Genomic DNA, 14,537 nt, shown 5'->3' with positions numbered 1-14,537 from the left:
ACGCATGCCGCCCAGCGGCAGGGTCAGGATACTGAGGCTTCCAAAATGAAGATGTTCAAATACGCGCGCGCCGTTTGGGCCGCGTTCATCGGAGTGTGCGCGATCGCATCGATCACCATGGCTCGTGCCGATATCAAAGATTACGAATTTCAACTGGTTGATGCGACCGTCAGTGCTGGCCCGGATAAGATCGTGACTGTTTGGCTCGTGAACAAGACCACCGGCAAGCCGGTGTCGGACGCTGTGATCTTCGCAACTCGTCTCGATATGGCGCCGGACGGCATGCAGGAAATGGCGACCAAAGTTGCCGCGATGCCCGGTGCCGAACCTGGGACTTACACATTCAAGGCAACTTTCGGCATGGCTGGCCGATGGCAGCTTTCGCTCGGCGCGAAAGTGCAGGGTGAGACCGGGACCGTGGAAAGCAAACTCGTTATCACGGCGCAGAAATGAACCGCACCATTTTCACAAGCGTCGCCGTCGCCTCGCTCATTGCGGCCACTGCCGGTGGGTTCCTGTTGGGACGCACGCGTATTCAGCCGAACGACGCGCGGAATATGGCGGTTGTCACGCCTGCCGCTGCTCGCGACAGCGGCATAACCGTCTATTATCAGGATCCGGACGGTAAGCCGTTTTATTCGCTGGCTCCCAAAAAGACCCAAGAGGGCCGCGACTATCGTAGCGTACCGGCGAGTGCGGACATCAGCTTTGAAGATCCGCCGGTAGCCGAGCCGGCACCTGCCATGTCGGCCGAGCGCAAGATCAAATACTACCGCAACCCGATGGGTTTGCCTGATACATCTCCAACACCCAAGAAAGATTCGATGGGAATGGACTACGTCGCCGTCTTCGAAGGTGAAGACAGTGATGATGGTTCGGTGAAACTCTCGCCCGGAAAAATACAACGCACGGGCGTGAAGTCAGAACCTGCGGCGCTGCGGGTTATCCGCACGCTGATCCGTGCGCCTGGAACGATCCAACTCGACGAACGCCGAATCTCCGTCATCTCCATGCGTGCCGAGAGCTGGGTGCAAAAAGTAGCGGATGTCACGACTGGCGCAAAAGTCACCAAGGGCCAGCTGTTGATGGAAGTCTACAGTCCTGCTGTAGCCAGCGCCGCAGCGGAATATGTCACGACATTGAACTCGAAGATCACCTCAAGTGAAGCAGCATATGGCCGCGGTTCACGGCAGCGGCTGATGAATCTCGATATCCCTGAAGCCGTCATCGTTGCCATTGAGAAGACGAGAGTGGTGCCGATAGCGATCGACTGGACCGCACCGCGTGACGGCCTCGTGCTGGAGCGCAATGTCGTCGAGGGTATGCGCGCTCAGCCGGGGGAGGTGTTGTTTCGGGTTGCCGATCCGACGGTGGTTTGGGCCACCATCGATGTTGCCGAACGCGATCTCGGCGCATTGGCGGTTGGCCAGCCCGCTGTCATCAAGGCGCGCGGTTTCCCTGGGCGTGAGTTTGGCGGAAAAATCAGTGTGATCTATCCGCAGGTCAACAAGGAGACACGCACAGGCCGAGTGCGCATTGAACTGGCAAATCCAGATATCGCGTTGCTGCCCGACATGTATGTCGATGCGGAAATCAACACTGGCAACCCAGCGTCGGTCGTTACCATTCCAGACAGCTCTGTTTTGGACACTGGCACCAAACAGGCGGTGTTCATCGATAGGGGTGAGGGGCGATTTGAGCCACGCGAAGTGAAGATTGGTCATCGGGGCGACGGGTATGTGGAGGTAACGGATGGCGTCACCGAAGGAGAGGCCGTTGTTGTTTCGGCGAACTTCCTGATCGATGCGGAAAGCAACCTCAAGGCTGCGCTTAGAGGCTTCTCGGACGCAGGAGCCCAGCAATGATTGCCCGTCTCATTTCCTGGTCGGCCCGCAATCTGTTGCTGGTGTTCTTCGGTGCCGGGTTTGCCATTGCAGCGGGAATCTATGCGCTCGCGCATCTGCCGCTCGACGCCATTCCCGATCTCTCCGATACCCAGGTGATTGTCTACACCGAGTATCCCGGTCAGGCGCCGCAAGTGATCGAGGATCAGGTCACCTATCCGTTGACGACGGCGATGCTCACGGTCCCAAAATCCAAAGTGGTTCGCGGGTTTTCCTTTTTCGGTGTCTCGTTCGTCTACGTCATCTTCGAGGATGGCACCGACATGTATTGGGCACGCTCGCGCGTCCTTGAGTTTCTCAATGGTGCAGCCTCGCGGTTGCCTGCCGGCGTGACGCCGACCATGGGGCCGGACGCGACCGGCGTTGGCTGGGTCTACCAATATGCCGTGATGTCCAAAGAGCTCAACCTTTCAGATACGCGCGCGATTCAGGACTGGAATCTCAAATTCGCGCTCGCGAAGGCGGAGGGTGTTGCCGAGGTGGCGAGCGTCGGTGGTTTCGTCAAGCAGTACAACGTCATTCTCAATCCGCAGCGGATGCGCGATCTCGGCATTACGATGCAGAAGATGCGCGAGGCGATCCGGGCCAGCAATGCCGATGTCGGCGGGCGTACGGTTGAACTCTCAGAGTTCGAATACGTCATTCGCGGCAAGGGCTACTTGAAGGGCATCAATGACCTTGGCGACATCGTTCTCAAAACCAACAACGGTACGCCAGTCCTGTTGCGGGATGTTGCGCGCGTCGAACTTGGTCCGGATGAGCGGCGGGGTGTCACTGAGTTGAACGGGGAGGGTGAGGTCGCCAGCGGCATTGTGCTGCAGCGGTTCGGAGTCAATGCCCTCGACGTTATCCAGAACGTCAAGAAGCGCTTCAAGGAAATCGCCAGCAGCCTTCCACAATCTGTGGAGATCGTGCCGGTCTACGACCGCTCCAATCTGATCAATGCCGCGATTGCCACGCTCAAGCACACGCTGCTGGAGGAAAGCGTTGTTGTCGCTCTGGTGTGCATCGTATTTCTGCTGCACGTCCGCAGCGCGCTGGTGGCGATCATCATGTTGCCGGTCGGCGTTCTGATGGCGTTCGGTGCCATGAAGCTGCTTGGGCTGGGCTCCAACATCATGAGCCTTGGCGGTATCGCCATTGCGATTGGCGCCATGGTCGATGCTGCTATCGTCATGATCGAGAACGCGCACAAGCATCTGGAGAGGGCCGCGCCGGGCCGCTCGCGGATCGATGTGCTGATCGAAGCGGCCTCGGAGGTGGGTCCGGCGCTGTTTTTCAGCCTGCTGATCATCACCGTCTCATTCATGCCGATCTTCACGCTGGAATCGCAGGAAGGGCGATTGTTCAGCCCATTGGCGTTCACAAAGACATTCGCGATGGCTGCTGCGGCCCTGCTATCGGTCACACTGGTGCCTGCGCTGATGATCGTCTGCATCCGCGGGAGGATCGTTCCGGAACACAAGAATCCGATCAATCGTTTTCTGATCTGGATCTATCGGCCGGTGATCCAAATTGTGATGCGCGCGAAAACAGCTGTGATCTTTGTTTCGCTTGTCATTCTCGCGGTCACGATCTGGCCTGCACGTCAGCTTGGCACCGAGTTCATGCCAAACCTGAATGAAGGCACGCTGCTATATATGCCGACAACCCTGCCAGGAATTTCGGTGACCAAGGCCGGTGAGCTTTTGCAGACACAGGACAAGATCATCCGAACGTTCCAGGAAGTCGCGTCGGTGTATGGCAAGGTCGGTCGTGCCGCCACCGCAACCGATCCTGCGCCTTCCGAAATGTTCGAAACGGTGATCAACCTGAAGCCGAAAGACGAATGGCGGCCGGGGGTCACGCTGGAAAGCCTAACGGCTGAAATGGACCGCGCGTTGCAGTTTCCGGGAGTTTCAAACGCCTGGACGCAGCCGATCAAGGCCCGCATCGACATGCTTTCAACAGGGATCCGCACGCCTATCGGCGTCAAGGTCATCGGCACCGATCTCAACCAGATCGACAAGCTGGCAAAGCAGATCGAACAGGTTCTGAAAGCCGTGCCCGGCACATCGTCGGCTTATGCCGAACGCAGCCTCGGGGGATATTTTCTGGACGTCACACCGGATCGTGCTGCGTTGGCTCGCTATGGAATCATGGTTCAGGACGTTCAGGACGTCATCGGAACCGCACTCGGTGGACAATCAGTCACGATCACCGTGGAGGGCCGGCAGAGATTCAGCGTCAACATGAGATATCCGCGGGACCTGCGCAGCGATCCCAAAGCGATTGCCAACGATGTTCTGGTTCCCATGCCCAAAGGCGGTGCGGTGCCGCTGGGCGAGATTGCCAAGATATCGCCGGCGCGCGGGCCAATGTCGATCCGCACGGAAAACGGTCAACTCGCCATCTATATCTACGTCGATATTCGGGATCGCGATATTGGCGGTTATGTTGCCGATGCCCAGCAGGCTGTGAAAGCGAGCATCCAGTTTCCACCGGGCTCTTATGTCGTATGGAGCGGACAGTACGAATATCTCGAACGCGCGACTGCGCGGCTCAAGATCGTGGTGCCACTGACTTTGCTGATCATTTTCCTGCTGCTGTACCTCAATTTCCGATCGGTGACCGACACCATGATTGTCATGCTTTCGCTACCATTCGCGCTGGTCGGCGGCATCTGGCTGATGTGGTGGCTCGGTTTCAATCTGTCGGTGGCGGTTGTTGTCGGCTTTATCGCTCTGGCTGGCGTCGCGGGCGAGACCGGAGTGGTGATGCTGATCTACCTCAATCAAGCGCTGGCGGAAGTCAGGGCACGACGCGATGCCGAGGGTCGTGCATTGACGCACCACGATCTCTACGACGCGATCATGGAAGGCGCGGTCGAGCGCGTTCGGCCCAAGATGATGACGGTGGTCGCCATTATGGCGGGGTTGCTTCCGATCATGTGGAGCACCGGCACCGGCTCCGAGATCATGCAGCGCATTGCTGTTCCAATGATTGGCGGCATGATCTCATCGACGCTGCTAACGCTGATTGTGATCCCGGCGATCTACGGGTTGGTAAAGCAGGCTGCGCTCAAAATAGCTGCCCAGGGTACTCACGCAGGCTATTCTCGAACAAGTCATACGCGCGAGGGCATTGGGCAGATTATCGAGTAGCTTTGGAAGGGCGTTGTGCTTCTTGATGGCCCGCTGGCGTGAGGTTCTAAATGGCGTGCCAGAATGGCGGGATGCCGGAGAGCTTTTGCTTAGCTGTTTTCAGAGAGGTGCATGCTCCCGGTTCAGCATCCGGTGGGTGCAAAAGTCTCTAGGCCCGAAAACCCAGAAAAAATGCAAAATTCTCTTGAGAAATCAAAGGGGTTTTTGCAATTGGGAATGCGGCGGTTCGAATCCTCCCACGACAGCCAGCCAGTGCGTGATTAGGAGAATTTCTCCGTTGGTTGCGAAAAAGGGCCGCCAATGGCGGGCTTTTCGCGCGGGCGTATTCTCCACAGGGACCGTTTTCCCGCCAACCCGACTAAAATTGGCAGCTATTCTCTGGCCCTCGCAGAAAATATTCCAGTTTTCAGAGGAGTTGAGCCAGAGATCGGTTCGATCGCACTGGGTGCAGGCCAGATAGGCGAGAAATTTCCATCTCAACTGCGCTTGTCTGTGCGCCGAGAAGTCTGCTTTTGACCCAAAGCGGACGTTCAGTGACGTCGGGTCTTGTGCAAAGCGAAAATTCGGTTAGCCAGCGAAGCTGGCTGATAATTGAAGGATGAAATCCATCGAGACGTTCACTGATAAGGAAACGACGAAATGATTATCAGTTGATCGCCGTTGAGCGTGTGGCCTCCACCATCTGATGGTTCGAATCCTTCGCCCCAGTCACCCAGTCCTGCGGTTTGCGACAGTTTACGGCCTGCGCCTCCCAGTCCGGAAAATCCGGCTTTCGCGCGTTCGACTTCGTCCGCAAGCTCCTGCTCGTCCAATCTCGCGGAAAAAATAGCGGAAAGTCTCTGGCCCATTGTCGGAAAACTCCTATTTTGCGGAGGTTATCGGCGGAAACTGGTCGATCACGACTGCCGTCAGCTTTTTTGAGGCTCTTATCGGAAGCGCATCTCGAACTGGTTGACGGATTTAGACGTGCCGCCGAAACCTTTCTGTCGAAGGGAGAATCATATGATTCCCTAATGAAATCCAGATTAGTAGAACGCTCGTGAGCCAGCACGTATCTTCAGAATACTCATCTAGGGAGGTCAAACTCGTCTACGGTGTCGATGTAAACGGCGGAATTCGACACGTCTCGGAGGTTGAACGCGGGTCTGCGTGCGGCTGCACTTGCCCAGCATGCGGTACCCCGCTCATTGCGAGAAAAGGGGACTATTTAACCCATCATTTTGGACATCAGGCTTCTTATGCATGCGCGAATGCGCCGGAATCGGCATTGCACAAGCTTGCGAAGGAGATCGTTGCGACGAAGTGTCGCCTCAACCTTCCTGAGGTCAGAGCCGAATTCAATGGTGAGGTTGTAGTTTTACACAAGGCGGGACTTGTTCGCTTCGACAGCGCAGTCGTAGAAGCGCAGCATCTTAAAACCATAGTGCCGGACCTTTATGCCCAACGCGCCGGACACCGCTTGCTTGTTGAAATCTACGTGACACATGCATGCGACGAGTTGAAGCGAATCGAACTTAAGAACCAGGGAATTGCTGCGATCGAGATCGATCTGTCGCGTCTTCTTAGGAATTCATCGCGGTCCGATGTTGAAGAAGCTGTACTAGAGAAAGCCGGACGACATTGGCTCTTTCATCCAAAGATAGATGCCGAAGTCGAGGCTATGCGCACGAGGCATCAAGCCAAACTCGATGTGCAACGTCTCAGATTCGAGAAGGAAGTGACGGATTGTCTGCAGCGATACGACGCGGGCCTGAAGGAATTGGCGAGCCGCAAGGTCGAACCATCCGATGAAGACGCAGAATTCTTCCGAATTGGGCTGGGTGCTCATATCGGATGCCCAGTAGGTGGGGCGGGCGGATTTCGCGTAACCGAACGGGAATGGCAATTTGCGCTTCTTCGTACCTTTTTGCCCAAAGACGCAGAGCGTTCCTCCTATCGGCACAAGGCGCTTTTCGACTGGCTGAAGAAGCAAAAGTTTACCAGAGCCGATTTTGACTACATTCGGCCTGAACTCGAAGATGCTGCGCGAGGGCGGAATGACCAATTCCGCAGTCCTTATCGAGCGGTCGAAGCGTACCTTGATAAGCTTGTTGAGAGAGGGATACTCCAAAAGCACCGGTCGTATTGGCTGTCCAAAAGCGTGTTCGACGGACTCCTTGATCTACGCGCTAGCGATCAACGCAAGGCATCCCGCAGAACAAATCTTACGGGACGCATTGAAAGGATACTGGCATCTTTACCGGATCAAGAGAGCGGTGATCTCACCGCCGACGAGTGGCTGAAGTTGCCACAGGATGGAGGACTATCGTTTGATGCCGCGATAGAAGCCGATGATGGCACATTCGACGAGATGGTCGCCCCCTTGCACAAGATCGAGGCGATGATGTTCCGGAATGGGATGTCAGTACTTCAGGCGCTCCGCTTACCGATAGAGCGTGAGCAGGAGCGCCAGGTAAACGCACGGAAACTGGAAGCGGAGGCCAAGGGATTGGCAAAGGCCGAATCGCTGCGTCTGGCTATGGATGGGCGCCGGCAAAGGATTCAATCGACGGCATCCGCGCATGGAGGCGAGTGGACATTGTGGATCCAAACAGCGCATCTGTTTCTTAATGGAAAGACGCCGTTAGAGGCTGCCATCGAAGGGGAGGATGGCATGAACCATGCGCTAGCCCTTTTGCGTGATGCGGTCGATAAACGTGCTCGTGAGCGATCAAAGGCCGAAGAAATACATCGGTGGCGAATAACCTTGGAGCGAGAGGTTTTCACGATATTGGGCAGTGCGGCGCAACCTTTTCTGAATTCGCCTTATTCCTTGGGGCCGAATGGTAGGAAGTTCAGGCCTCGAGACCATTGTGTATCGGAAGCAACTTTCAGGGAGTGCGTCGATCTTGCCAAGGAGGTACTGAAGAAGCGACGATAATCCCAAGCAGCGGCAAATTTCGAGCACGGCTACTCTATCTAATCGTGCGAGCAGTCGAAGCATGTTACAAAGAATGGCGGCAAGGGGTTAATTGCCTCTGCGCGTCACGCCAACCGGAAGAGAATATGGCAACTGCCTTGAACATTAAGAAGCCTTCCGTTTCAAAGCTCGAAAAGCGGGAAGATAAGTATCTGGTAACGCAGCGTGGTTACGACGAAGAGAGTGGCGGAAAGCTTGAGCTGACCGTAACGTTGCTGGAGAGATCGCCTGTTCGAATCGAATATCTAGACAACATGGCGCAGCAAGCCACGAAGGTGCTTCGTCGCCGGACAGGCACTCGAAAGGGGATCGCGTGACCCCTCAGACGATCGCTCGGCTTCTGGCTTCAATGAACGCAGGCCGCCTCCTCGTGGTCTGCGGCGCGGGGTTGTCGATGGCGCCGCCCAGCTGCCTGCCGTCCGCACGGATGGTCGCTGAGCGCTGCTTCGACAGATACCGTCTCGAATCTGACCCGAACTGCGACCTCGGCCTTCGGGACAATCTGGAGGCACTCGCCGAGCACTTTGCAGGCCTCAACACCCTACAATCGGTCTTCATCGAACACCTCGTGCCTTGGCCCGCTTTTGTGCGGCCTTCGAATGCAGGGCATGCAGCAATCGCAGATTTTCTCATTACCCGCGCCGCCGTTGCGGGCATATCGAGCAACTACGACACGCTGATCGAGCGACGCGCTTGGGACTACGGCGCGGACTTCCGCGGCTCGCTCGACGGAGACGAAGCCACCGCCGATTCCATCCGTCAGGCACCCTTGTTGAAATTCCATGGCTGCTCCCACCGTGATCGGCAAGCCACGGTCTGGGCGCCTTCACAGCTCGACGATCCAACCATTTCGGGGCGCATTGCGCGAAGCAAAGTTTGGATGGCTGCCAACCTTCGGCAGAAGGACCTGCTCGTCGTCGGCTTCTGGTCTGACTGGCAATACCTCAACGCCGTTATCGGCGAAGCGCTGATCGACGTGCAGCCGTTGTCCGTGACTGTCATCGACCTCTCGCCGACAAACGCGCTCGAGCAGAAGGCCCCACAACTCTGGGAGATCGCGCACGCACAAAACGTGACGTTCGAACATGTTCAAGAGTCAGGGGCTGCGGCGCTCGACGAGCTGCGTCGAGCTTTCTCATCGAACTACCTGCGTCAGGTCCTGGACGCCGGACGAGCCGCCTTCGAGCAAGCTACCGGAGCTCAGTGTAACCCGGCTTGGCTAGACGTCGGAAATTTCGACAGCGAGGCCCTTTATGGTCTGAGGCGGGATGCCGAAGGCGTCTCGGCGGCAGAGCCGGCCAAGCTCCTGCGTCCAGCAAATCCAGAAGCCCTCGGCTTTTTCCACTTGCTGCTCCGTCAGGCTGGCGCCGTTCAACGCGCCGATGGTTATCATCTGAACGGCCGGAGCATCCGAGTCCTCAACGGGGCGCAATCCATTATCGGGACGCTACGTGGGAAGTTCCTCGAGCCGCCTGCCGCGATGCAGTCCGACATTGTCGTCGCGGTAGGCGCGACCGACTTGGGCGTGCCGGACAATGTCGTGCGCAGCGGACGCACCGGTGACGTCATTCGTCCAGACCCGGCAGGTGAATGGTACGACCTACCTGGGGCAAGAGCTGCGTTGGGCATCTGATGGACATCTTCACCCAAACCGAAATCCTCCTTCGCGACGCACAGTATGAAACCTGGACGTGGACCGGCTCGGCCGGCCCGGTGACCTGTTTCGAAAACGCGGCGCTGATGGGATTCGTCCACGTCTTCGACAGTGCAGACGCTCTCCTCGGCGCCTGGAAGGAGAACCAGAAAATCGCGCTCGCTCGGCATGCCACTTCGTTGCGCGGCGCCGGAGTAAAGGCGTGGAACGTGTATTCGGTCTTCCTGACCCCGGATCAGGATGCGCGCCGAGGGCGCGAGATCGAGCGCATCGAAGAGGATTTCTCTTTGACCCGAAAGATCGCGAGGGCCTCCATCACCACACCTGATGACGTTGAGAAGGCGCTGCTACCGCTACTGTCGATACGCTCCAAGCCGTTGCTCGGCGCGTCCAACTTCGAAACAAGACTGCGGACCAGGCTGAAGGACATCCCTCCGGATGCCGTTACCGCGTTTCTCAGCGAAACCACGCCGGCAGAGATCGCTCGCATCTTAGGGGCGACGTCATGAGGCTTGATTTCATCGAAGTATGCGGCTTTCGTGGCTTCAGGGATCTCGTCCGGATCAATTTCGGACGGGGCTTCACCGTCATCACCGGTCGCAACGGCGTGGGCAAGAGCACGCTGTGTGATGCGGTCGAGTTCGCGATCACAGGCTCGATCGACAAGTACGCCGTCGAAAAGGCCGCGAAGGAGAGCCTCAGCGACTACCTTTGGTGGCGCGGCGAAGGTGTTCCCAAAGCCCACTACGTGACAGCCTCTTTCATCGACGACAGCGGGAACCCATTCACCATCACGCGGACGCGGGAACGTGGCTCCGATCGCTCAGCGGAGGATATCCACGCCGCGCTTTGCCGTGGACCTGCACCAGACGACGCACTTCGGCAGCTCACCCGGACGTCGATCATCCGCGACGAATGGATCGCCGCGCTCAGCCTGGATCTCACTGAAACGGAGCGATTTGATCTCGTGCGCTCGGCGCTCGGTGCATTGGAAGGATCGGAAGCCGGTAGCAGAGCCAAGGAAATCGTGACTGCCGCCGAAGCCGCGCACACTAAAGACGAGGCCGCCTATGAGGCTGCCCGCTCGCGACTGGCCGACAGACTGACGCAGCAGTCCGAGACACAAGCCGCGTTCAGCCGATCAGGTGATGCGTCCGGCGCGCTTCAGGTGATCGCCGCCGCGGCGCCGGATGCGCCCACCGAGCTGACGGCACGTCTGGCTGCAGGTCGAAGCGCGCTCGCAAACGGACGAGCCAGATTGGGTCGGATGGGCGAAGCGCTTCAACTCGGTCGAGAGGTCGCGGCGGCGCAGGCGCTCTACAACGCTCCCGAGGCTGTGGCGAACCGCGAGGCCGCATCGGCAGCGCACGAAGCAGCGCAGCGCGAGCATGAGGCCGCACAGAAAGCCGTCTCGGAAGCCGAACTACGTCTCTCGCGGGAAGAAGAGATGGACGCGATGGCGACGTCGCTGAGTCTCCTCGTTGAACATGGCGAGCGCCTCGGGTTACACGACGATCATTGCCCGCTATGCGCAGCCCATCGAACATCGGACGAATTCGCTGCCGGTCTGGCCGCCGCGCGTCAACGGATTACAAAATTGGCGTCGGGCGTTCAGGCCGCCCGTGATGCTCTCGCCACCGCGAAACTGAACGCGCGACAACCCAGCCTCACGTTGCAGACAGCCACCGCCGTGATCCAAGCTCATGCGGACGAGCTGCGGCGTCTGCGCGACCAGGAAGCGGCGCACGTGGATTTCTACGATCAGTGGGGGCTCGATCACCGCTTCATCCCGGATCCTGACAGGCTGGAGCAGGCCATTTCTCCAGAACGCGACCGGTTGATCGACCTCGAGCGCGCGCTACTCGTGCTGGAGGCCTCGCAAGCGGTCTCGCGAATGTCGTCGATCGAAAGCAACATCTCGGCGCTGCGCGCTGAAATCGAAAAGCTGGCGCAGTCGGTCAGCCAGTCCCAAAATGCCGTCACAGCGGCCCGCGAAATCGAACGCTCTGTCCGACGTGTCAGCGCGGAAATCATCGACGAGCGCCTCGCTCAGATCAGTCCTCTGCTCAATGAGCTCTATCAACGCCTGCGACCGCACGCCGACTGGCGGACAATCGACTACAGCATCCGCGGTGACGTCCGACGTTTCCTGAGCCTCAAGGTCGGCGACGGGTTGAACCCGCAATTCGTCTTTAGCAGCGGCCAGCGTCGCGCCGCCGGTCTCGCCTTCCTTCTTTCGGTCCATCTTGCGCGGGCGTGGACACCGCTTAGGTCCCTTCTACTCGACGATCCCGTTCAGCACATCGACGATTTCAGAGCCCTTCACCTGGTCGAAGTGCTCGCCGCTCTGCGCTTGGACGGGCGCCAGATAATCTGCGCCGTCGAAGACCCCGCGCTGGCCGATCTGCTGTGCCGGCGCTTGGTGAGCACCTCGACGGAGGGAGGCCGGCGTCTCGACATCGACCTTGGTCCGCTCGGCGCCACAAGCGTGGTCATCGACCAGGAAATCAATCCGATGCCGGTCGGTGTTTTACGTGGTGTAGCCACTGCATGACGACTGAGAGCGCGCAGATCGAGCTTCCAGCGCCACGCGAACGCCGTGCGCACGGACCCTGGAGCGATCTGGCGCTCCACACCATCGGCTGGCGCGCGTTTCAGGATCTTTGTTCGCAGGTATGCGAGGTCGTGCTCGGCCGACCCGTAGAGATCTTCCGTGAAGCACAGGACGGCGGCCAGGACGCGGTCTTCCTCATCCCCTCGGGAACGGCCGCAACGCCCATCGGCACCGTCCAGTGCAAGCATACGTCCGATGCCATGAAGGCCTTGAAGCTCAGCGATCTCACCGCCGAGCTTGAGAATGTCGACGAACTGGTCAAAGCCGGTCAGGCGGACACCTACGCCTTTATGACGAACATGAGCGTAGATGCGCCTGTCGCGGCGGCGATGCGCGCCAGGCTTCGGGTGCTCGGCGTGCGCAGGCCGCACATTCTTGGTCGCCAGTATATTGTCCGGGTCATCAGAACCAGCGCCCGCCTGCGGGCCCTCGTCCCACAGGTCTACGGCCTGGGAGACCTCACGTCGATCGTTGATGAGCGTCTGAGCGAGCAGAGCCGGGCGCTCCTTGACAGTTGGATTCCAAAGCTCCGCACTTATGTGCCCACAAAAGCGCATCGCGACGCCGTCAACGCCATTTCCAACCACGGCGTGGTGCTGCTGTTGGGCAATCCATCAAGCGGCAAATCAGCGATCGGCGCGATCGTCTCGACGATCGCTTCGGAAAACCCGGACAACACCGTTCTAGCTTTGACCAGTCCGCGCGATTTCGAGGCCGGCTGGAATCCGAACGATCCGGGCCGCTTCTTCTGGATTGATGACGCCTTCGGCTCGAATGTGCTACGCGACGACTATGTGCAGGACTGGGCGTCGGCTTTCTCGAAGCTGCGGGCCGCGATCAAGCACGGCAACCGATTCCTCCTCACCTCCCGCAAGCATATCTATGAAGCGGCGCGGCGTCGGCTCGGACAACGCAACCTTGCCCAATTTGTCGATGGCAGCGCCGTCGTCGATGTCGGCGAGCTGACCTTCGAAGAGAAGGCGCAGATCCTCTATAACCATGTGAATTTCGGCGAGCAGAGCCAGAGCTGGCGATCAAGCGTCAAGCCACACCTGGCCGCAGTCGCCGCCGTACACGACTTTCTTCCTGGGATTGCGGAACGTCTTGGCGATCCGAACTTCACCAAGGGGCTCGCGCCTCGCGAAAGCTCCCTCGTTCGCTTCATGGAAGAACCGACAGAGCATTTGATCGATACGGTCAATGCCCTGGATGATCAGCTTCAAGCCGCGCTCATCTTGGTTTACGTCCATCAAGCCGGCTTCGATCCCAGCGACCACGATGTGTTGGCCGCGCAGGCGGTCGCGGAGCTGACGGGGTACAGCCTCGCTAAGGTCCAGGATTGTTTCGCCGAGCTGAAGGGCTCGTTCCTGAAACTTTCCGGATCAAAATGGACCTTCGCCCATCCGACGATATCCGACGCGCTGACGGAGATCCTGCGTCAGAAGCCGCATATGATGGCGGCGCTCATACGGGGCGCGACGATCGACACCATTCTCAACAGTTTCACGTGCGAGGGCTCGCCTCTGATTCGAGACGCACTTGTCATTCCGGCGACGCTCGACGATGCTCTGGTCGGTCGGCTCGGCCACACCCCCGATGAATGGCACCGCAATTGGATGCTGTTCCAGTTTTTGTCTTATCGCGCTAGCGATGAAGTATTAGCGAAGGCAATCGAGCAGTTTTCGGGTCTACTTCAGCGCTCATGCTGGCAAACTGAACTCGCCGGCAGCGATCCCCGATTGGCTACCCACGCCCGCGCCCATCGTATGGGTGTTCTGCCCGATGACCTTCGCATGGAGGCGGCCGATAGTCTCGAGTCCTCTGCGCTTGTGGATCTCGATGCTTCCTTCTTTGAGGAAGAGGAAATGCTCGCTCTCATTCCGCCGCTCCGTCTTGTCGGCTTAGGAATCTCGCTGCGGGCGAAGATTTTACCATCGCTTGAAGAGCGTATCGACGAAATTGCCACGGATGCTGACCTGGACGAAGAACCTGAGAGCCACTTCAAGAAGCTTCTTGGTGTACTTGATTGCCTGGAGGCGATTGGCATCGATGCGGACGCTGCGGCCTTAGTCAACGACGCGCGCAGTCAGGTGAAGCAATCTATCGAAGCTCTTGAAGAGCGCAAGCGTGAGCGGGATGAAGACACCGAAGACGAAACTGATTGGACGCACATCGTGACGCAGAGGAAAGAGGAGATTTTACCCTCTTCTACGGTTATGACGAAGCGTTCGGTGTTCGACGATGTTGACAAATAGCTAAGACT

10 protein-coding genes are annotated in these 14,537 nt (G+C 58.3%); 9 read left to right on the top strand and 1 reads right to left on the bottom strand.

Translation table 11 applies throughout. From position 1 onward, the window contains the following. Window positions 1-45: 45 nt before the first annotated feature. From HNQ36_RS17215 to HNQ36_RS17205, 3 genes are read left to right on the top strand one after another with little or no spacing between them, the layout of a single operon-like run. Window positions 46-453: a FixH family protein gene (locus tag HNQ36_RS17215; protein WP_184087150.1), complete on the top strand. Its 408-nt coding sequence runs from the start codon at window positions 46-48 to the stop codon at window positions 451-453. After that, a complete protein-coding gene (locus HNQ36_RS17210) occupies window positions 450-1,865 on the top strand; it encodes an efflux RND transporter periplasmic adaptor subunit (protein ID WP_184087147.1) in 1,416 nt (471 codons plus the stop codon). Before HNQ36_RS17215 ends, HNQ36_RS17210 begins: the two co-directional genes overlap by 4 nt. Continuing rightward, on the top strand, window positions 1,862-5,047 hold the full coding sequence (locus HNQ36_RS17205) for an efflux RND transporter permease subunit (protein WP_246395423.1): 3,186 nt from the start codon (window positions 1,862-1,864) through the stop codon (window positions 5,045-5,047). The genes HNQ36_RS17210 and HNQ36_RS17205 overlap by 4 nt, the downstream gene beginning before the upstream one ends. A 617-nt stretch (window positions 5,048-5,664) precedes the next feature. Here HNQ36_RS17205 and HNQ36_RS17200 read toward each other — a convergent pair. Then, complete coding sequence (locus HNQ36_RS17200) at window positions 5,665-5,895, bottom strand: hypothetical protein (RefSeq protein ID WP_156464357.1); 231 nt, start codon at window positions 5,893-5,895, stop codon at window positions 5,665-5,667. A 419-nt stretch (window positions 5,896-6,314) separates the two neighbouring features. Here HNQ36_RS17200 and HNQ36_RS17195 point away from each other — a divergent pair, with 419 nt between their 5' ends. From HNQ36_RS17195 to HNQ36_RS17170, 6 genes are all read left to right on the top strand, one after another. Beyond that, the gene (locus tag HNQ36_RS17195; RefSeq protein ID WP_056296696.1) at window positions 6,315-7,967 is read left to right on the top strand and encodes a hypothetical protein; all 1,653 of its coding nucleotides are present in this window, start codon (window positions 6,315-6,317) and stop codon (window positions 7,965-7,967) included. Window positions 7,968-8,092: 125 nt separating this feature from the next. Beyond that, window positions 8,093-8,323 (top strand): hypothetical protein, encoded by a 231-nt coding sequence (locus tag HNQ36_RS25965; protein ID WP_200941186.1) that lies wholly within the window; start codon window positions 8,093-8,095, stop codon window positions 8,321-8,323. Further along, window positions 8,320-9,639, top strand: coding sequence for an SIR2 family protein (locus HNQ36_RS17185; RefSeq protein ID WP_082512525.1), 1,320 nt, complete (start codon window positions 8,320-8,322; stop codon window positions 9,637-9,639). The genes HNQ36_RS25965 and HNQ36_RS17185 overlap by 4 nt, the downstream gene beginning before the upstream one ends. Then, entirely contained in the window at window positions 9,639-10,169 is a 531-nt protein-coding gene (locus tag HNQ36_RS17180; protein ID WP_056296689.1) for a hypothetical protein, read from the top strand. Before HNQ36_RS17185 ends, HNQ36_RS17180 begins: the two co-directional genes overlap by 1 nt. Next, the gene (locus tag HNQ36_RS17175) at window positions 10,166-12,214 is read left to right on the top strand and encodes an ATP-binding protein (RefSeq protein WP_056296686.1); all 2,049 of its coding nucleotides are present in this window, start codon (window positions 10,166-10,168) and stop codon (window positions 12,212-12,214) included. Before HNQ36_RS17180 ends, HNQ36_RS17175 begins: the two co-directional genes overlap by 4 nt. Further along, on the top strand, window positions 12,211-14,529 hold the full coding sequence (locus HNQ36_RS17170) for an nSTAND3 domain-containing NTPase (protein WP_056296683.1): 2,319 nt from the start codon (window positions 12,211-12,213) through the stop codon (window positions 14,527-14,529). The genes HNQ36_RS17175 and HNQ36_RS17170 overlap by 4 nt, the downstream gene beginning before the upstream one ends. The last annotated feature ends 8 nt before the right edge of the window (window positions 14,530-14,537 follow it).

The organism is Afipia massiliensis, assembly GCF_014203115.1.
GTDB lineage: Bacteria > Pseudomonadota > Alphaproteobacteria > Rhizobiales > Xanthobacteraceae > Afipia > Afipia massiliensis.
Note: the sequence above shows the minus strand (reverse complement) of the source record. Positions and strands in the feature narration are given on the sequence as shown.

What these genes read in the sequence shown, in the direction of transcription:
- HNQ36_RS17180 (WP_056296689.1), top strand. Translation starts at nt 9,639, where the DNA reads ATGGACATCTTCACCCAAACCGAAATCCTCCTTCGCGACGCACAGTAT.
- HNQ36_RS25965 (WP_200941186.1), top strand. Translation starts at nt 8,093, where the DNA reads ATGGCAACTGCCTTGAACATTAAGAAGCCTTCCGTTTCAAAGCTCGAA.
- HNQ36_RS17200 (WP_156464357.1), bottom strand. Translation starts at nt 5,895, where the DNA reads ATGGGCCAGAGACTTTCCGCTATTTTTTCCGCGAGATTGGACGAGCAG.
- HNQ36_RS17210 (WP_184087147.1), top strand. Translation starts at nt 450, where the DNA reads ATGAACCGCACCATTTTCACAAGCGTCGCCGTCGCCTCGCTCATTGCG.
- HNQ36_RS17175 (WP_056296686.1), top strand. Translation starts at nt 10,166, where the DNA reads ATGAGGCTTGATTTCATCGAAGTATGCGGCTTTCGTGGCTTCAGGGAT.
- HNQ36_RS17170 (WP_056296683.1), top strand. Translation starts at nt 12,211, where the DNA reads ATGACGACTGAGAGCGCGCAGATCGAGCTTCCAGCGCCACGCGAACGC.
- HNQ36_RS17205 (WP_246395423.1), top strand. Translation starts at nt 1,862, where the DNA reads ATGATTGCCCGTCTCATTTCCTGGTCGGCCCGCAATCTGTTGCTGGTG.
- HNQ36_RS17215 (WP_184087150.1), top strand. Translation starts at nt 46, where the DNA reads ATGAAGATGTTCAAATACGCGCGCGCCGTTTGGGCCGCGTTCATCGGA.